This is a genomic window from Rhodanobacter sp. TND4EL1, assembly GCF_054061035.1.
Map to the genome: position 1 here is coordinate 205,029 of NZ_JBSSDT010000001.1, position 18,569 is coordinate 223,597.

Here is an 18,569-nt window from a genome sequence, read left to right on the forward strand (position 1 = left end):
CGCCGCGAGTCGGCTCCATCGCCCGCACGCAGGGGCAGGTTGGGGCGGGTAGCTCTTGTTTTGCAGGTTCCGCCCCCGCTGCGCGGCGGTGGTTGGGGAAGGGCACGGAGAAAACGGTGCCCATAACCGCCAGCCGCGCAACGAGGCCGGAAAACTCAACGCGCCGCGGTGTCGATGTCGCCGTCATGACCGCGCGTCGCCAGCCCGTCGGCCAGCTTCACCAGCTGCACGAAGCCGGCACGGTAGCCGTCGGCGTCGTCACCGCGCGCGCCTCGGGCGAGTGCGGCGATCTGCGCATAGCTGTAGCCATCCAGATATTTGCCGCCGCGCAGCGCGTCGGCGAAGGCGGACACGGCGGCGGCATAGCGCAAGCGTTCGCTGGCTTCGACCGCCGGCCGGGCCGCGATCGGCTGCTCGATCAGCCGGCTTTCCGATTGCCCGGGCAACTTGTAGCGCAGGCGCAGGAAGGCCAGCTCATGGCCGCCGTGTCCGGCTGTCTTGTCATGGCTGCCGTAGCGCAGCGGGTCGATGCGGGCGCCGGGCGAACCGGTCGGCGTGATCTCGTAGATCGCGGTGACGTTGGCACCTGCACCGATCTCGCCGGCGTCGACCTTGTCGTTGTTGAAATCCTCGCGTTTCAGCATGCGCTTTTCGTAGCCGATCAGGCGGTATTCCTGCACCTGCGACGGGTTGAACTCGAGCTGGATCTTCACGTCTTTGGCGATGGTCAGCAACGTGGCGGACATCTCGTCGACCAGCACGCGACGGCCCTCCTGCAGGCTGTCGATATAGTGGTGGCTGCCATTGCCGACATCGGCCAGCATCACCGCCATGGCGTCGTTGTAGTTGTCCTGGCCGAAGCCCAGCGTGGTCAGCGCCACGCCGCTCTTGCGGTGATCCTCGATGGTGGTCTTGAGTGCTTCCTGATTGACCGTGCCGACGTTGAAGTCACCGTCGGTGGCCAGGATCACCCGATTCACGCCGCCCTTGATGAAACCTTGCTCGGCTTGCGCGTAAGCCATCTCGATGCCTGCGCCGCCATTGGTGGAACCACCCGCACCAAGACCATCGATCGCCGCGTTGATGACGGCGTGCTGGTCGCCGGCAGTGGAGGGCAGCACCACGCCGGCATAACCGGCATAGGCGACGATCGCCACACGATCCTGGGCGCGCAATTCGCCGACCAGTTGTTTCAGCGACGCCTGCAGCAGTGGCAGTTTGTCCGGTTCGTTCATCGAGCCGGAGGTGTCGATCAGGAAGACCAGGTTGGACGCAGGAATCTGCGCCCTGGGCACGCGGTAGCCCTGGATGCCGACCAGCAGCAGCTGGCGCTTCGCATTCCAGGGCGCGGGTGCAAGTTCGGTGGTGACGCTGAAGGGTTGCCGGCGATCGGTTGGCGGCGCGTAGCCGTAGTCGAAGTAGTTGATGAATTCTTCCGCGCGCACGGCGTCGGCAGGCGGCAGCTGACCGGCGTTCAACATGCGTCGCACATTGGTATAGGACCCGGTATCGACATCGATGCTGAAGGTGGATACCGGCTGTTCGCTGACCAGTTGCACGGGATTGGTGTCGCGATGGGTGTAGTTCTCCCGATTGATGTCGCCCGGCATTGGCTGCGACAGGATCGGGGTGGGCATGTAGGCCATGCGTTTCGCGTTTTGTGCGTGGTAGGACATCGCGGCGATCTCGGCCATCGCCGGTGGTGCCGCAGCGGCGGGTGGCGCGGGCGGGGCAGCCAACGGGCGGCCGACGTGGCCTGACGGTGGCGGCGCGGACTGCTCGCTCAGGCTGTCGGTCTTGTTCAAGCCCTTGTCCTGCGCCATCGCCGGTGGGGTGGCGGGTGCGGGTTCGATCCTCGGTTGTTCGGCGGGCGGCGGGGGCGTGCTGTCGTTCTCGCGTACCGGGGCGTCGGTTGCGGGCCGGGGCACGCTGCAACCGGCAACGATCACCAGCAGGGACAACAGCAGGCTGCGCAGCAGGGCTTTCAGTTTCATGGGGCGCTTCTCCTCTCGTGGTGAAAGGTGAAACGCGGGGTGTCGGTCAATGGGGTCAACCAAACGCGGTCAGGAGCCGCGTGGCGCGGTAGCATGGCGCCCCCACTGCGGCATTCATCGGAATGACATGATCAACAACGACGTATTGCGCTCCATCCGCTACATGCTCGATCTCAGCGACGGCAAGGTGGTGGAATTGGTTCATCTGGCCGATGCCAACGAGCCGGTGACGAAGGATGACGTGCAGGCGTTTCTGAAGAAGGATGGCGAGCCCGGCTACGCCGAGTGCAGCAACCAGACCCTGGCATTGTTTCTGGACGGCCTCGTGTTCCAGCGCCGCGGCAAGGACGAAAGTCGGGCTCCGCGGCCGCCTGAGAAGCGGGTCACCAACAACGTCGTGCTGAAGAAGCTGCGCGTGGCTTTCGAGTTGAAAGACGTCGACATGCACGAGGTACTCGCTGCCGCCGGCCTGCCGATCTCCAAGCCGGAACTGAGCGCTTTGTTCCGCCAGCCCGGCCACAAGAATTTCAAGCTGTGCGGCGACCAGCTGCTGCGGAACTTCCTGAAGGGTCTGACGATGCGCGTGCGCGGCAACTGATTACAGCGACACGGCGGGATAGCGTTCGACGTAGAATTCGCCGCCGCAGCCATAATAGGTGACGCAGCGTTCGACAAGGTCGGCGTCATAGCGGATCACGCCAGCCTCCCATGCGGCGAGGAGAAAGGCGGGGAAGCTGCTTTCCCCGGCCTGGTCGGTACGCAACGCGAGAATCAGCGCCTGCTGATCGAAGCGTGGTACATCGACACTGCCCGACACCAGTGGCGTGCCCTGCTGCAGCACCGGGCCGCGAGTGGTCAGGTACAGGCTCTGGCAGGCGGGCAGCTGCCACACGTTGCGCGTTACTCCCGCGCTCCGCAGCGTTTCGGCAAGATAGGGGAAGCCACCGACGCGAGGGCGGCCGGCCATGGCCCGGGCCTGTGCGGCCTGCAGGTGGGTGATCGCGTCACTCATGGCATTTCTCCGTGAGGCCAGGCAAGAAGATAGGTTTGAAATACGTAACGGGTGGATAGGCGTGATCGCCTGCGCGTACGACGCCGCACAGGCTCGTCAGTTGCCACTGTTCGTGGTCGCGACGGGTTCCTCGCCCGAGTTCACCGTCGCCTTGCGCTCCTGCTTGCCCCAGCCGACCGATGGTCCCTTGATGGCCGTCCATACCGAGCGCACCACCACGTAGTACATCAGCTGGCGATAGCCGAAGCGTTGCAGTACCAGCCACCACAACAGGCTCCACTTCTCTTTCTTTTCCATCGCGAAGGCGAGTGCGGACGCCGCCAGATCCACGGTCATGAAGGCGGCATAGAACACCAGCATGCGGATCAGGTTGGTGTCGTCGAACTGGCCGCGATGCTGCAGGAAGTCCATCGCCGTGCTGATGATCTGCCAGACCAGTACCAGGTCAACCAGTGGTGACACCACCGAGAACAGGATCTGGAACAGCCAGACCTGCGGCAGCGCGATCATGCCCAGCGAGCCGTAGCGCGGATTGAAGGTGGCATTGCGATGCTTCCACAGGCATTGCAGGGTGCCGTAGGCCCAGCGGAAGCGCTGGCGGGCGAGGCCGCGTGCCGTGTCAGGCGCTTCGGTCCAGGCGATTGCCTCGGCATCGAACAGCGTCTTGAAGCCGGCTTTTTGTACCGCGATGGTGAGGTCCTGGTCTTCGGCCAGCGTGTCGGCCGGGAAGCCGCCGAGTTGCTCCAATGCCTCACGCCGCCACGCGCCGACCGCGCCGGGCACCACGGTGATCGCGCCGAGAGCCGCCAGCGCGCGACGCTCCAGGTTTTGCGCGGTGATGTATTCCAGCGCCTGCCACAGGGTGATCAGGTTGATCCGGTTGCCGACCTTGGCATTGCCGGCGACCGCGCCGACTTGCGGGTCAGCGAACCAGCGCACCAGGCGCGGGATGGTATCCGGCTCGAACTGGGTGTCGGCATCCAGCGCGACCACCACGGCACCATTCGATTCGCGCAACGCGGTGTTCACCGCATGCGCCTTGCCGCCGTTGGGGATGGTGATCAGGCGCACGCGCGGCTCGTCGGCATAGTGCTCGCGCACCACGGCGGAGGTGGCATCGACCGAACCGTCATCGACCACGATGACTTCGAGGTTGGCGTAGCGGCTCCGGAGGATCTGCCGGATCGAACTGGCGATGACCTTCTCTTCGTTGTAAGCCGGAATCAGCACCGAAACCAGTGGTGGCTGGTCCCCGAGTACGGGGACCACACGTCGTTTTTCGCGTGCGCGATTGAGCAGGGCAAGCCCGCCGAGAAGGATCAGGCGCGCCACGCCGAGGGCGATCGCCACGGTCAGCAGCCAGCGGATGAAATGGCCGAAAAAGCCCAGCGCCAGAAACACGATGCGATCGGTCCATTGCGAGAGCGAGCCGGGCGCGATCGTCGGCATGGTCTGGTCGCGGGTGAGCCCGGCCAGTTCCGACACGGTGACAAACTGGTAACCCTGTGCGCGCAAGCCGTCGATGATCCGTGGCAGCGCGGCCACGGTTTCCGAGCGCTCGCCGCCACCGTCGTGCAACAGCACGACCTGGCCCTTGCGCTCGGGATTGGTGCCTTCGATGCCTGCCACGACATTATTGACGATGGCGTCGACGCCGGGTCGTTGCCAGTCCTCGGCGTCCACATGCAGGCCCACCGACAGATAACCCATGTTTTGCGCGATCTCGATCGGCACCAGTTCGTCGGCGGTGGTCGGTTCGGCATCGCCGAAATAGGGCGCGCGGAACAGCCGCATCGAATGACCGGTCAGCGCCTCGAACAATCGCTGGGTAGCGTTGAGTTCCAGCGCGACGATAGCCGGCGGACTGTCGCCCAGGTTGGGGTGGGTGAAGGTGTGGTTGCCGACGTCATGGCCTTCGGCCACCTCGCGTTGCACCAGCTTCGGCGACATCTCGGCGTTCTCGCCGATGATGAAGAACGTGCCCGGTACGTGCTTGGCCTTGAGGATGTCGAGGATCTGCGGCGTCCACTCGGGATCGGGACCGTCGTCGAAGGTCAGCGCGATCTTGTGCGGCAAGGTGCCCGCGCGCTGGATCACGTAGGAGCTGGGCAGGCCGGTATAGCTTTCGTCGTCGATGCTGCCGTCGTCCTTGTCCACCTCCAGTGTGCGCGTGCCCTCAGTTGGCTTGGAGGCAATCTCCAGCACTTCGCCCTGACCTTCGATGTCGATGTCCTCGCCCGCGCCGATGGTGCGCAACTGGTCGGGCGCGGGCGCAGCATACGGGCGTCCAAGCACGGACCACACCGACGGGTCTTCCGAGCCTAGCCGCCACAGCGCGTAGCCGTAGGGCTTGTAGTCGTCGGCGGCGTGGATCTCGTTGTACGCGGTGACGCCATCGAGGAACCAGACCTGATGGGTGCTGCCATCGTCCTCGTCGTAGGAGAAATGGGGGTTCTGCGTGTCCGGGTCGAAGGTGATGTCGACTTGCGCGTCGGAGGCTCGGTCCATCGCATCCTGGAAGGTCAGCGCTTCGGCGTTGTTGCCATGCGACCAGTCATAGCCGTAACTGCCGATCGCGACGATGGTCTGGTCGGGATCGAGCTCCTTCATGCGCTTCGCCAGCGTGTCTTCGAACCACTGCTGACCGGCGATGCTGCCCGGGGTCTTGCCGGCCCAGTGTTCGTCGTACGCCATCAGCACCACGAAATCGACGATGTCGGCATAGCCGGCGTAATCCCAGCTGGGGTCGTCGAACGGCACCGACAGCACGATGCCCCAGCCATGCGGGTCGAACGCATCGTTGAGTTCGTTGAGAAAGCTCTTCAGGTCCTTCTGCGAAGCGTCGGGCACTTCCTCGAAATCGATCGTCACGCCCTGGAAGTGATTGGCCGCGATGAACGCCACGATTTGCGCGATGCGCGCCTGGCGCATGGCCGGGTCGGCCAGCATGCGGGCCAGGCCGGCGCCATCCCAGTTCGCATCCACCGCGTTCTGCAGCAGCGGCAGGATCGGCGTGGCAGGCTTCTGCTTGCGGATCAGGTTGATCGCTTTCGCGTCGACGCTGGTGTGCAACGCCATGTCCTTGCCGCTCAGGCTCATCCACGAGGGAATCACCCAGTCCAGCTGGGACAGGCTGTGCTTCAGCGAGGAATAGCTGCTGTCGTCCCAGTTGACATAGAAGCCGATCGCCAGCGGCCGACCGTCCGGCTTGTTCAGCGACGGCGGTGGCACGTGGGTGGCCGCCGCCTTGCTGGCGTGGGTCTTCGGGGCATGCAGCAGCTTTTGCCGCGCGCGTACCTCCGCTGCCAACTTGGCCGCCGGCTTCAGCAGTTCCGGTGCGGCGGCTTTCACGTTGGCCAGTGGATGCCGCGTACGGGCATGCTCGCCGATGTGCAAGCCGCTCATGTTCGGGCCCACGAACAGGCTGACGGCACACGCCACCACGAACAACGTGCTGACCACCCCGGCAAGCAGGGCCAGGCGCGAGACGTGACTGGCACGCCGGCCGGAGGGGTCGAAGAAGATGGGTTTCTTTTGCATGCCTGGGCCGGGTCGACGAGTGTCGCGTCGCGTCATTCGGCTCGACCGATGGAACAGATCGAGAACGCGGACGCCGCGAAGACGCAGTATCGCCGATCTGCAGCGCTGCATACCGCCACCACTCAGGGGCGGTCAGCTCTCGTTGCCGACGGTGCGGCAAGGCATGGCTCGCGCAAGGCTATTCGGGGTTGAAGGCCCACACCGTCGCTTCGCCGCCGGTGCTGAGGATGCGACCGTTGCGACGTATCAGGTGCTCGACCGAGCTGGAGCGGGCCAGCGTCATGTTGCCCATGCGTACCTTGGTGTCCACTTCGACTGTGGCGAGCTTGCGGTTGGGTGACAGCGAGATGGAGCGGATCTGGTAGTCGTAATCCGGCTCGATCATGCCCCCCGTGCGTTCGCTGAGCGTCTTGAATCGGCGCATGGTGCGGGTGAGCTCGGCACAGGTTCCAGCCTTGTCGTTTGCGGTGGAAGTCTTGCCCGAGCCACGTTCAACCACCGTGGCGCTGTAGCTGTCGTCAAGGCTGTTGCACAACTGCTCGGCGTCGAAGCGTTGCAGCGCTGCCATCTGTGCCTGATAGCTTTCGCGAATCGAGGTTTCCGTCATCTTGCGGCTGATATCGAAGTACCACACAGACGCTGCGATCACGATGATCAGCAGGATCACCTTCTTCATGTTTTTCTTCCCTGATTGAATGACGGACTCCATGTGCACAGCCCTGGATGGCGCTGCGCGGGCACCATCGTAACTTCATGCGAATCGCGGACGCCAGCCATCGACGGATGACTGACCCGGCGCCTTACCCGATCACGGCACCCGGCACGGGTTTGCGGAAGTCCTCCGGCGACAGGTTTCCGGTCAGCCGGAACACGCCTTCGCGGACTTTTCTTGGCAGCACCACATCGAGCACGGTGGTCTGGTGTGGCGTGAGGATGGCGAACAGGTCATCGCCGGCGGCGCTGTGCGCCACGGCGTGATGGACCAGTCCGGCAAGATCGACCGGCTGCACGCTGGCGCCATAGGGACGATGGCTGGCAACCGCAGGCCTCAGCGTCTTGCGGCTGTTGCGCGGATCGGCCACGCGACCGTCGCCGGCGAGCAGGCTGTGGTCGAGGAACAGCGAGATGGTGGTGCGCTGTTTCGAATTGGCCTGACGATCGAGCAGAAAGCCTTCCGGCAGCAGGTCGGCGCTGGCCGGCGCGCCGGCGGTCAGCAGGAAGCCGGCGCCGGTCAGCGGTTCGCCGGCCTCGTCGGTGAGACGCACGATCAGCAGGCTGCGTGGATCGTGGATGTGTACTCGTGGTGCAAACGGACCAGCCGGCTCCAGCTCGACCTTGTCAGCGTCACGCGCCGCGTTCTCGCGCTCGAATGCGTCGCACAGCGCCCCGTAGTCATCGGGGCTGCGTACCATCAGGCAGCACAGGATGGCGGCCACCGTTTCCGGCGCCGCGGCGGCCAGGATGCCCAGCCGATCGCCGGAATGCGCGGCTCCGGCGATCAGCTTGAATGCGCAACGCGGCCCGCGACTGAGGTTGAGCGCCAGGGTGTCGATGCCGCCGGCACTGTTGAACTGGGGCGACAACACCGCGTGATGGGCGTTGAGGTTGGCCGCGGCGATGCGCACCACGCCGTCGGAGCCGTCTTCGCCGGTATAGCTGTTGAGCTGGTCGTAAAGTTTGCGATCCGGCCGGTCGCCAGTGAGCACGAACTGGAACTGGCCCCGACTCAGCGGGTCGTCGCTGTGGATGTAGTCAAGGTTGAGCGAAAGCGATCCGGCACTGCCCAGTTCCAGCCAGTCGAGTATCCGCTGGCCGGGTTCCACGCCGCCGAACCATGCCTTGAGCCGACCGAGCATGCCCTTGCCGAGTTGTGCCAGCGCCGAGCCGAAATTCGCCGGCGCCAGCATCACCAGATGGCTGAGCCGGATCGTGCTGTGCGTGGCGGGTCGGTCGCGTTGCGCGCGCAGCCATTCGCGGATCACCGGGCCGCCGGTGGAGTGGGTGATGCAGGCGAAACTGGCGTCGCGCAGATGCAGGTCGCGCAGGGCATGGTCGAACCCGCGTATCAGGTCGCCCATGGTCACCGCGTCGTCAAAGCTCACATATTCGGAAAGCCAGATGTCGGCAAGGGTCAGCGGGAGCCCGGCGGACGCAGCGTGCTGTTGCAGTTGCCGGGGCAGGCGGCCGTAGGCGGAGGTGTTGGTGACGCTCCAGCCGTGCACGAAGACGAGGGTGGTCATGCGCAGACTCCGATGCGTTGATCCATTCCAGGCAACGGCCACGCAGCCATTGGTGCGGCGCGGCCCATCATCAGGTTGAAGCGGGGTGCCGCCATAATGGCAGCAGTGCCCTCCATCCTCCACTGGCTTGCCGATGACCCTGAACGTGTTGCTGATCCTGATCGTGTTGGCGACGGCGCTGTCCTTGCTGCGCTGGCGCCGCTGCAGTCGCGTGTTGTTCGGTCTGGCGGTCGCGCTGTTGTTGGTGACAGGTTGCGGGCCGTTGCCGATCTGGCTGCTGACGCGCCTGCAAGCGGATGTTGCGGTAACCGCGCCGGTGGCCTGGGGTCAGCGCAATGCCATCGTGCTGTTGGGAGCGGGCACGGTACGGGTGGGTGAGGGCACGCAGGTCGAGGCCAGCCTGTTTGCCTACGGGCGCATCACCAGGGCGGCGATGCTGTATCGAGAGTGCCGGCAGGCCGTGCGCGAGTGCAAGGTCGAGGTCAGCGGCGGGGACGCGCGCGGGCTTGGCCAGTCGGAGGCCGCGATCTATGCCGGTGACTTGCAGCGGCTCGGCGTCGATGCCGCCGACCTGCTGCTGGAACCGCGCAGCATGAATACCTGGCAGAACGCGCAGTTCAGTGGCCCGCTGCTCGCAAGTGAGCAACCGGATCGTGTGCTGCTGGTGTCCTCCGGCTTCCACCTGCGCCGCGGCATGTTGTACTTCAACCACTTCGGCATTCATGCCACGCCGGTGCGCGCCGATTACGTCAGCGGCATCACTTCATGGTTGCCGCTGTCGTACAACTTCGCGATGACTGATCTGGCGCTGCACGAATACGCCGGCATCGCGCGCTATCGCTGGTACAACGCGATGGGCTGGAACGTGCAGGCGACGCGGCCCGGCTCGCTGTAAATCACCGCATGACCGCCACGCACGCAAGCCACGCAGGGCGGGCGCTGTCCGCCCTCTTTGATGCCTTGCGCCAGCCTGGGCAAGGCGGCGGGCAATGCCCGCCGTACGAGGTGGTGGGTTTGTCGGGTTACTGGCCGAGCGAAGCCATGTCGATCACGAAGCGATAACGCACGTCGCTCTTGAGCATGCGTTCGTAGGCTTCGTTGATGTCCTGGATGTTGATCATCTCGATGTCGGCATTGATGCCGTGCTCGGCGCAGAAATCCAGCATCTCCTGTGTTTCGGCGATGCCGCCGATGCCCGACCCGGCGATCGAGTAGCGGTGGAACAACATCGCGCTGGCATTGACCGGCGGGTCCAGCGGCTGCAGCTGGCCAACCAGGCAATGCACGCCGTCGAGCGCCAGCGTCGTTATATAAGGGTTGATGTCATGCGGGTTCGGCACGGTGTCGAGGATGAAATCGAATCGGCCGACCGCGGCCGTCATCTGTGCAGGATCGGTCGACAGCACCACATGATCCGCACCGAGCCGGCGGGCTTCCTCTTCCTTGCCCGGCGAGCGGGTGAACAGGGTGACATTGGCACCGAGCGCCTTGGCGAATTTCAGGCCCATGTGGCCAAGGCCGCCGAGGCCGACCACCGCCACCTTGCTGTCCTTGCCGACCTTCCAGTGGCGCAGCGGTGACCAGGTGGTGATGCCCGCGCACAGCAAGGGTGCAGCGGATTTCGGATCGAGCTTGCCCGGAAGGCTCAGGACGAATTTGTCCGACACCACGATGCGCTCGGAATAGCCGCCGAGCGTCGGCTGACCGTCACGGCGATCGATGCCGTTGTAGGTCCAACTGGGGCCTTCCAGGCAATATTGTTCCAGGCCTTTCGCGCAGGAGCTGCAATGCTGGCAGGAGTCGACCATGCAGCCGACGCCGACCATGTCGCCGACCTTGAACTTGCTTACCTCGGCGCCGACCGCGCTGACCCGGCCGATGATCTCGTGGCCCGGCACCATCGGGTAGATGCTGTTGTGCCACTCGTTGCGGGCCTGGTGCAGGTCGGAATGGCAGACGCCGCAGTACAGGATGTCGATCGCCACGTCATCCGGGCGCGGATCGCGCCGTTCGAAGGTGTGCGGCGCCACCGGTGCAGTGGCGTTTTGGGCAGCGTAGCCACGGGTAGTCAAAGGCATGGGTTTCTCCTGGGGACGTGACGAGGAAGCTGGAGTATGCGCAGCGCACTGCGCGGACCGGTAGCCAGATCCTGCTAGATCCTTGCCTGATCCTGCAAAGCTGGTGTCGCGTACTCGCACCAGCTTGCAGGAACAGGCAAGCTTGCGTCGTCCCCAAACTCTGTCGAATGCCATGAAGCCCCCATTTCCAGCCATCGAGCCGAGTACGCGCCTGGAGCGCGATCGAGCGGAATTGGCAGCCATCATTGACCGATCTACCAGCGTCGACGGCCATCACCCCACGGCGTGGCCAGCCCTGAATTTCTATCGTGCCGGCGAGCCGGGTGCACAGATGTGCGCGATGTACGAGCCGGGCTTGGCGTTGGTGGCGCAGGGTGCCAAGCAGGCGCTGCTGGGCGATGAAACCTATCGTTACGATCAGACCAACTACCTGATCACCTCGATCGACCTGCCGGTATCTTCCCAGGTGATCGACGCCTCGCCGGAGCGGCCCTACCTGTGCGCCATGTTGCGATTCGACGTACGCGTGATCACCGAGTTGCTGGCCGACACGGATCTTTCCGCCCCGTCTGCCAAGACGGTTCGCGGCATGGCCGTGAACCCGCTCAGCGAGGACCTGCTCGACACCGTGCTGCGACTGGTTCGCCTGCTCGATACGCCCACGGATCTACCGGTGCTGGCGCCGCTGATCGAGCGCGAACTACTGTACCGCCTATTGAACGGCGAGCAGGGACAGCGGTTGCGCCATGTGGCCACCATCGGCAGCCGCAGCCAGCAGATCTCGCACGCGATCGACTGGCTGAAGAACCATTATCACGAACCACTGCGCATCGAGATGCTGGCCGGCACCGTGAACATGAGCCCGTCTTCGCTGCACCACCATTTCCGTGCGATCACGGCGATGAGCCCGCTGCAATACCAGAAACAACTACGCCTGCAGGAGGCCCGCCGCCTGTTGATGGCTGGCCACGGCGACGTGGCGTCTGCGGCGCACCGGGTAGGCTACGAGAGTCCGTCACAGTTCAGTCGCGAATACAGCCGACTGTTCGGCGCGCCGCCACTGCGCGACGTGGAACAATTGCGGCGCGCCGGCGCAGTGTCGCTGGTCGGTTGAGCCTGGTCCGGCTTGGCTCACGATTCGCGCATCACCATCAGCCGGATTTCGGTCATGTCCTCGATCGCGTAGCGGATGCCCTCGCGGCCCAGGCCTGAGAGCTTGATGCCGCCGTAGGGCATGTTGTCCACGCGGAAACTGGGGATGTCGTTGACCACCACGCCGCCTTGCTCCAGTTCGTTCCAGGCGCGCATGGCGTGATCCAGGCTGTCGGTGAAGATGCCGGCCTGCAGGCCGAAGTCCGAGTCGTTGACCATCGCGATGGCGTCGTCGAACTGCGTGAACGGGGCGAGCAGGGCGAACGGGCCGAAGGCTTCCATGCGATTGGCCTTCGCGTCGTTCGGGACGTTCTCCATCAGCGTTGCATCCAGCATGTTGCCGTGGCGCTTGCCGCCACAGAGGATTTTCCCTCCAGCCTGCCTCGCCTCGACGATCCAGTCGTGCAGGCGCGTGGCGGCGGCTTCGTCGATCATCGGGCCGAGGAAGACATCCTTTTGTTTCGGATTGCCGGCCTTGAGCTTCTTCGTGGCGGCCACCAGCTTGCGCTTCAGTGCGTCATAGACATCGGCGTGGGCGTAGATGCGCTGCACGCCGATGCAGCTCTGGCCGGACTGGTAGAAGGCACCGAACACCAGCCGTTCGACCACCTTGTCGAGCTTCGGGCCCTGGTCGGCATCGACGATGCACGCCGCGTTGCCGCCGAGTTCCAGCACCACCTTCTTGCGGCCGGCGCGGGCCTTGAGATCCCAGCCGACCTGGCCACCGGTGAACGAGAGCAGGTGGAAGCGCTCGTCTTCGACCAGCGGTGCAGCGTGTGCGCCGTCCAGGGTAAGAATCGAGAACGCGCCCTTGGGCAGATCGGTTTCGGCCAGCACCTCGCCGATGATCAGCGCACCGATCGGGGTTTTCTCGGCCGGCTTGAGCACGAACGGACAGCCGGCGGCGATCGCGGGGGCCACCTTGTGGGCGACCAGGTTGAGCGGAAAGTTGAACGGCGTGATGAAAGAGACCGGCCCCAGCGGTACACGTTTGGTGTAGCCGTGATAGCCGTCCAGGCGCGAAGCCAGTTCCAGGTTCAGGGTCTCGCCATTGATCCGCACGGCTTCCTCGGCGGCGATGCGGAAAGTCTCGATCAAGCGGGTCACCTCGCCCGCCGCATCCTTGATCGGCTTGCCGGCCTCGATGCACAGCGCCTCGGCCAGTTCGTCGCGGCGTTCGCTGAAGCGCTGCGCGCAGTGTTGCAGCACGGCCTGACGCGCCCACGGTTTGTAGTCGCGCATCGGCCGGGTGGCTTTCACGGCCGCGACGATCGCTTTTTCGGTGGCCCTGGCATCGGGTACGGCAACGCGCGTCGCGACCTTGCCGCTGTACTTGTCGCGCACGTCCAGCATTACCTTCGAGGTCTGGGGGCGGTTGGCGAGGTAGTACGGATAGGTTTTCCTGAGCACGACGACATCCTCTGTGTTGGGTTGCGCCACGGCGGAACGTGGCCACGCGCCAGCATAATCCGCGTGGCGTCATGCCGCGATGACGGACGGCCAACCGGCGGCGGGAGGGATCAGTCTTCGCTGACCCGCACTGGCAGCTCGCCATCGGCCAGGCGGGCACGCAATGGCGTGCCGGGCGCGACGTTTTTCACCGAGCGCAGCACGTTGCCGTCGGCGTCGAACACGATCGCATAACCGCGCTCGAGCGTAGCCAGCGGGCTGATCGACTGCAGCGCATGGCCGGCGTGGCGCAGCGCGGTTCGCCGTCGTTCGAGGATCTGTGCGATGGCGCGATGCAGGCGTTGGTCCTGTTCGGCGAGGCGACGTCGAAGCAGCGGCAGCTGCGCGCCCGGGTGTCGGCTGAGCAGGCGGGCGTGCACGCGTTCGAGTCGGGTCCGGCGTTGCTGGTTCTGCTCGCGCAGCGCCACCATCAGCCGGTGGCGCAAATGCTGGAGTCGTTCGCCATCGCGCGCCAGCCGCGCCTGCGGGCGCTGGGCCTGCAACCGGGCCAGCAGATGGTCGAGACGTTGCGAATGGGCCTGCAACTGGCGTTGCTGCAAGGTGGCCAGACGTTGTTGCAACTGCTGCAGATGGCGATTCACGGCCACGGCATCAGGCACCAGCAATTCGGCGGCCGCCGAGGGCGTGGGCGCACGCAGGTCAGCGACGAAGTCGGCGATGCTGAAGTCGATCTCGTGACCCACGGCGGAGACCACCGGCACGGCGCTGGCATGGATCGCCCGCGCAACGGCTTCTTCGTTGAAGGCCCACAGATCTTCCAGCGAACCACCGCCGCGGGTCAGCAGCAGCACGTCGTAGCGCGCGCTGGCCGATGCCTTGCGCAGCATCGCCACGATCGCCGGCGGCGCCTCGCGCCCCTGCACCGGCACCGGCAGGACTTCAACGTCGGCCAGTGGCCAGCGGCGTGCCAGCACGCTCAATACATCGCGTACGGCCGCGCCGGTGGCCGAGGTGATCACGCCGATGCGCCGCGCGTAAGCGGGCAGGGCGCGCTTGCGGGCCGGATCGAACAGGCCTTCCGCGTCAAGTCGCGCCTTGAGCTGCTCGAACTCGCGCTGCAGCGCACCTTCGCCGGCCGGCTCCATGTATTCGGCGACCAGCTGGAACTCGCCGCGCGGCTCATACAGGCCGACCTTGGCGCGCAGCAGCACCTGCATGCCGTCGGCGGGACGGAAGCGCAGGGCGGAGGCTTTCATCTTGAACATCGCGCAGCGCACCTGGGCGCCGCTGTCCTTCAGGGTGAAGTACAGATGCCCCGAGGCGGGCTTGGCCACGTTGGACAGCTCGCCTTCGATCCACACCTGCGGGAGGGCATCACCCAGCAGGTCGCGCACCAGCCGGTTGAGCGAGCTGGGGGTGAGGATGTGGCGTGATTCTGTCTGATGGTACGGCGCTGACATAAGGGCGTGAGCCTAGCATGTGCTCCGTATCAAATTGTGAGAAAACATCCGCTTGAGGTGGAAAGCGCAGGAACAGCATCAAGATGTGATCGGGCGCTTTCCCCGCTCAGTCGTCGTCGCCTGCCTCACGCAGTTCGCGTCCGCGCCGCTTGCGCACGCGCCAGCTGCGTATGCCCAGGTTAAGCGCAAACCAAAGGGCGATGGCGCCGAACGGCCAGCCGATCCACGCCGGCCACAGGAAGGCCACCACGGCCAGGACGACCAGCACACCCGCGCCGATCATCAACGGGCTGCTGCTGGTGTCGCCAAGCACCCGGCGATTGGTCAGCGCGGCGCCGACGCTGTTGGCGATGCGCAACGCGCCGGCGGCGGCGCGACCGGAACTGCCGCCGCCATGGCGTACCCGGGGCGGGCGCGCCTCGGTGCTGCAGACCCGTTCGCTCTCACCGTTGCCGTGGCGGCGTCGACGCGGGGCGAGCACGATTTCGGTGGCGTTGCCCAGATCCTTCTCGTACTGGGCGGCGAGCTGGCCGGCGAAGCCGGCGTCCTCCACGGCCACGTCGATCTCGTGATTGCCCAGCCAGCTGGCGATGTTCAGGTTGGATGAGCCGACCCGGCCCCATTGTCCGTCCGCCACCGCCGTCTTGGCGTGCAGCATTGAACCGTTCCACTCGAACACCCGGATGCCGGCCTTGAGCAACGGCCGGTAACCCGAGCGCGACATGCCGGCCACCGCCGGGATGTCGCTGCTGCCCGGCACCAGCAGGCGCACGTCCACGCCATCGCGGGCGGCGGCGATCAGCGACTGCACGTACGGCGCCACGCCGACGAAGTAGGCATCGGTCAGCCACAGCGTCTTGCGTGCCATCGAGGCGATCAGCTGATCCAGCCGGTACATGCCGGCGGTGGAAGGCTGGGTGGCAATCAGGCGCAACGAGATATCGCCCGCCGGTGCGTCGGTTTCAGGTGCTGCCGACAATGCCCGCAACGCTGTTCCTGTCTCGCCCCAGCTTTGCGCGAACGCTGCCTCGAGCTCGGCCACTGCCGGCCCGCGCAGCATCACGCCGGTATCGCGCCACGGTGGCACGTTGCGCTTTTCGTCGCCCAGCCACTTGGCGCTGATGCATACGCCGGAAAGGAAACCGATGATGCCGTCGATCACCAGCAGCTTGCGATGGTCACGGCTGAGCCAGCCCAGTGGCTGGCCGAGTTTGGGTGGATTGAACACCCGCACCTCGCCGCCGGCCGCACGCAGCGGTGCCCAGAAGGCGCTGCGCGACTGACCCAGGCAGCCGACCCAGTCGGTGATCACGACGACGAACACGCCGGAGCGGGCGCGATCGACCAGGGCATCGCGGAAAGCGCGGCCCACCTCGTCGTCGCGAATGATGTAGTTCTCCAGCAGCACGCGATGTTGCGCACCGCGGATGGCGGCCAGCCACGCGTCGTAATGGGCGGCGGCGTCGATCAGCAGTTGCACGGCATTGCCGCTGAGCAAGGGCGCGCCGGCGGCGCGGCTCAGCGCCTGTTCGGCAAGCAGGCGGCTGGGGGTCGGTGGGATCAGAGGTGTAGGCATGCGACGAGTGTAGGCGATGGCCTGCCGCCGCGCCGCCATCACCGGGCTTCTGGCATGATCGCGCGCATGCCCATCGAGCACTGTTATACCGACACCGATGCCTGTGCACGCCACCTTGCCGACGCATTGGGGCCTGACCTGCGCATCGCCGCGCCGTTGGGGTTGGGCAAGCCGCACGGCTTGCTCAACGCCCTGTATGCGTTGGTGGGTGCGGACGCCACGCGTTCGATGCGGCTGTACACCGCCTTGTCACTGACCCGGCCCCAGCCGGCGCCCGGGCTCGAGCGACGTTTTCTGCAGCCGTTTCTCGAACGTCACTTCGGCGCCGATGCGGTTGATCCGCAATACGCGCTGGATCAGGCGCGCGATGCGTTGCCGGCCAATGTCGAAGTGCATGAGTTCTACCTGCAGTCGGGCGCGATGCTGCATTCGGGCAGCGCGCAGCGCAGCTACATCAGTCAGAACTACACGCACGTCGCACGGGATCTGGTGGTGCAGGACATCAACCTGCTGGTGCAACTGGTGGCGCGCCGTGAAGGGCCCGATGGCGTGCACTACAGTCTTTCGTGCAATCCGGATCTCACCCTGGATTTTCTGCGCCTGTCGCAGCTTGCCGGCAAGCCCCGGCCGATGTGCGTGGCCGTGGTGCATCCGGATCTGCCCTACCTGGGCGGGGAAGCCGAGGTTGCGGAGGGCTATTTCGACGTGGAGCTCCGCCCGGAAAGATCCCCGCCGCTGTTCGCGTTGCCGCGCTCGCCGGTCGGGTTGGCCGAATATGCGCTGGGACTGCATGCGAGTGCGCTGGTCCAGGATGGCGGCTGCCTGCAGATCGGCATTGGCGCGCTGTCCGACGCGCTGGTGAAGGCGCTGCTGCTGCGACACCAGGACAACATCCAGTGGCGCCGCGCGCTGGTGGCGCTGGATCCGGCGGGCGTCACCCATGCGCTGGCTGGCTGGCAGGGCGGCCTGGCGCCTTTCGAGGCGGGCCTGTACGGCGCCAGCGAGATGGTGATGGACGGCTTCATGCACCTGCAGCGCGGTGGCATTCTCAAGCGACGCAGCTGGAACAACCTGGCGCTGGAACGCGCCGCCGCGGCCGACCGGCTCAACCTGGAAACGCCTGGCGGGCACTACCTGCGAGGTGCGTTCTTTCTCGGTTCGCGGGCACTGTACGAATGGCTGCATGCCACCGAGGCAGCCGATCCCGACGCGATCGACATGTGCGCGGTATCCAACGTCAACCAGCTCTACGGTACCCATCAATCACTGGCGATGTTGCAGCGGCGTGGCGCCCGCTTCTTCAACACCTGCATGATGGCTACCGCACTCGGCGCGGCGGTGTCCGACACGCTCGAAGACGGCAGCGTGGTGAGCGGCGTTGGTGGCCAGTACAACTTCGTGGCGATGGCGCACGAACTGCCCGATGGGCGCTCGGTGCTGCTGTTGCGCGCCACCCGCAGCAGTCGCGGCGGAATCGAGAGCAACATCCGCTGGAACTACGGCGAAACCACCATTCCGCGGCACCTGCGCGACATCGTCATCACCGAATACGGCATTGCCGATTTGCGCGGCAAGAGCGACAGCGAGTGCATCGAGGCGATGCTCTCGATCACCGACGCGCGCTTCCTCGATGCGCTGTGCGCTGAGGCGAAGGCCCACCGCAAGCTGGCCGCGGATTTCGTGATCCCCGAACACTGGCGTCAGCATCTGCCACGTCATCTGCACAAGATGCTGGCGCCGCTCCAGCAGCATGGCCTGTTGCCGAAATTTCCGTTTGGCAGCGACTTCAATGACGTGGAGCAGCGTCTTCTGCCGGCGCTGGAATGGCTCAAGCATGCCAACGGCAGCTGGCGCGGCAAGCTGCGTCTGCTGGGAGCGTTGTGTCGCCCCGGCGAAGTCGTGCCGGGCGAAACGGAGGCGATGACCCGGATGGGCCTGAGCGAACCGGTCAGCCTGGCCGATCGCTTCCAGCGCCGCCTGCTTCAGGTGGCTTTGCGTCGCCAGACACCCCCGCCGGAGCGGGCGCTGGCGTTGCCGCCGGCGGCGGATCCCCAGCGGACGAATCCGTAGCGGGTTCATCCAGCAAGGGCAGGATCGCCGGGCTGTC

General features: G+C 65.5%; 13 protein-coding genes. 4 read left to right on the plus strand and 9 right to left on the minus strand.

Annotated elements, in window-relative coordinates; translation table 11 throughout:
• Positions 1–155 precede the first annotated feature (155 nt).
• Complete coding sequence (locus ACVWWQ_RS01030; RefSeq protein WP_133950592.1) at positions 156–1,994, minus strand: VWA domain-containing protein; 1,839 nt, start codon at positions 1,992–1,994, stop codon at positions 156–158.
• A gap of 127 nt (positions 1,995–2,121) precedes the next feature.
• Here ACVWWQ_RS01030 and ACVWWQ_RS01035 point away from each other — a divergent pair, with 127 nt between their 5' ends.
• A complete protein-coding gene (locus ACVWWQ_RS01035) occupies positions 2,122–2,592 on the plus strand; it encodes a DUF1456 family protein (RefSeq protein ID WP_099652286.1) in 471 nt (156 codons plus the stop codon).
• Here the strand turns inward: ACVWWQ_RS01035 and ACVWWQ_RS01040 are convergent, their stop codons facing one another.
• From ACVWWQ_RS01040 to ACVWWQ_RS01055, 4 genes are all read right to left on the minus strand, one after another.
• The gene (locus ACVWWQ_RS01040; protein WP_099652285.1) at positions 2,593–3,006 is read right to left on the minus strand and encodes a DUF1398 family protein; all 414 of its coding nucleotides are present in this window, start codon (positions 3,004–3,006) and stop codon (positions 2,593–2,595) included. It lies immediately after the preceding gene.
• A gap of 96 nt (positions 3,007–3,102) precedes the next feature.
• Positions 3,103–6,546: a glycosyltransferase gene (locus tag ACVWWQ_RS01045; protein WP_133950590.1), complete on the minus strand. Its 3,444-nt coding sequence runs from the start codon at positions 6,544–6,546 to the stop codon at positions 3,103–3,105.
• A 178-nt stretch (positions 6,547–6,724) separates the two neighbouring features.
• Positions 6,725–7,222, minus strand: a complete 498-nt coding sequence (locus tag ACVWWQ_RS01050; protein ID WP_133950588.1) for a hypothetical protein — start codon at positions 7,220–7,222, stop codon at positions 6,725–6,727.
• Between the two features lie 124 nt (positions 7,223–7,346).
• On the minus strand, positions 7,347–8,786 hold the full coding sequence (locus ACVWWQ_RS01055) for a phospholipase (RefSeq protein ID WP_133950586.1): 1,440 nt from the start codon (positions 8,784–8,786) through the stop codon (positions 7,347–7,349).
• A gap of 133 nt (positions 8,787–8,919) precedes the next feature.
• Here ACVWWQ_RS01055 and ACVWWQ_RS01060 point away from each other — a divergent pair, with 133 nt between their 5' ends.
• Positions 8,920–9,681: a YdcF family protein gene (locus ACVWWQ_RS01060; RefSeq protein ID WP_133950584.1), complete on the plus strand. Its 762-nt coding sequence runs from the start codon at positions 8,920–8,922 to the stop codon at positions 9,679–9,681.
• A 127-nt stretch (positions 9,682–9,808) separates the two neighbouring features.
• Here the strand turns inward: ACVWWQ_RS01060 and ACVWWQ_RS01065 are convergent, their stop codons facing one another.
• Positions 9,809–10,864: an NAD(P)-dependent alcohol dehydrogenase gene (locus tag ACVWWQ_RS01065; protein ID WP_133950582.1), complete on the minus strand. Its 1,056-nt coding sequence runs from the start codon at positions 10,862–10,864 to the stop codon at positions 9,809–9,811.
• 172 nt (positions 10,865–11,036) lie between these two features.
• Here ACVWWQ_RS01065 and ACVWWQ_RS01070 point away from each other — a divergent pair, with 172 nt between their 5' ends.
• Positions 11,037–11,978 (plus strand): AraC family transcriptional regulator, encoded by a 942-nt coding sequence (locus ACVWWQ_RS01070; RefSeq protein ID WP_133950580.1) that lies wholly within the window; start codon positions 11,037–11,039, stop codon positions 11,976–11,978.
• Between the two features lie 17 nt (positions 11,979–11,995).
• Here the strand turns inward: ACVWWQ_RS01070 and ACVWWQ_RS01075 are convergent, their stop codons facing one another.
• The 3 genes from ACVWWQ_RS01075 to ACVWWQ_RS01085 all read right to left on the minus strand — a co-directional run bounded on the left by ACVWWQ_RS01075 (position 11,996) and on the right by ACVWWQ_RS01085 (position 16,462).
• The gene (locus tag ACVWWQ_RS01075) at positions 11,996–13,426 is read right to left on the minus strand and encodes an aldehyde dehydrogenase family protein (RefSeq protein WP_133950577.1); all 1,431 of its coding nucleotides are present in this window, start codon (positions 13,424–13,426) and stop codon (positions 11,996–11,998) included.
• 110 nt (positions 13,427–13,536) lie between these two features.
• Complete coding sequence (gene xseA, locus ACVWWQ_RS01080) at positions 13,537–14,886, minus strand: exodeoxyribonuclease VII large subunit (protein ID WP_133950575.1); 1,350 nt, start codon at positions 14,884–14,886, stop codon at positions 13,537–13,539.
• A 106-nt stretch (positions 14,887–14,992) separates the two neighbouring features.
• The gene (locus ACVWWQ_RS01085) at positions 14,993–16,462 is read right to left on the minus strand and encodes a phospholipase D-like domain-containing protein (RefSeq protein WP_133950573.1); all 1,470 of its coding nucleotides are present in this window, start codon (positions 16,460–16,462) and stop codon (positions 14,993–14,995) included.
• Positions 16,463–16,528: 66 nt separating this feature from the next.
• Between ACVWWQ_RS01085 and ACVWWQ_RS01090 the strand changes: the two genes are divergently transcribed.
• Positions 16,529–18,532, plus strand: coding sequence for an acetyl-CoA hydrolase/transferase C-terminal domain-containing protein (locus ACVWWQ_RS01090; RefSeq protein WP_457383269.1), 2,004 nt, complete (start codon positions 16,529–16,531; stop codon positions 18,530–18,532).
• The last annotated feature ends 37 nt before the right edge of the window (positions 18,533–18,569 follow it).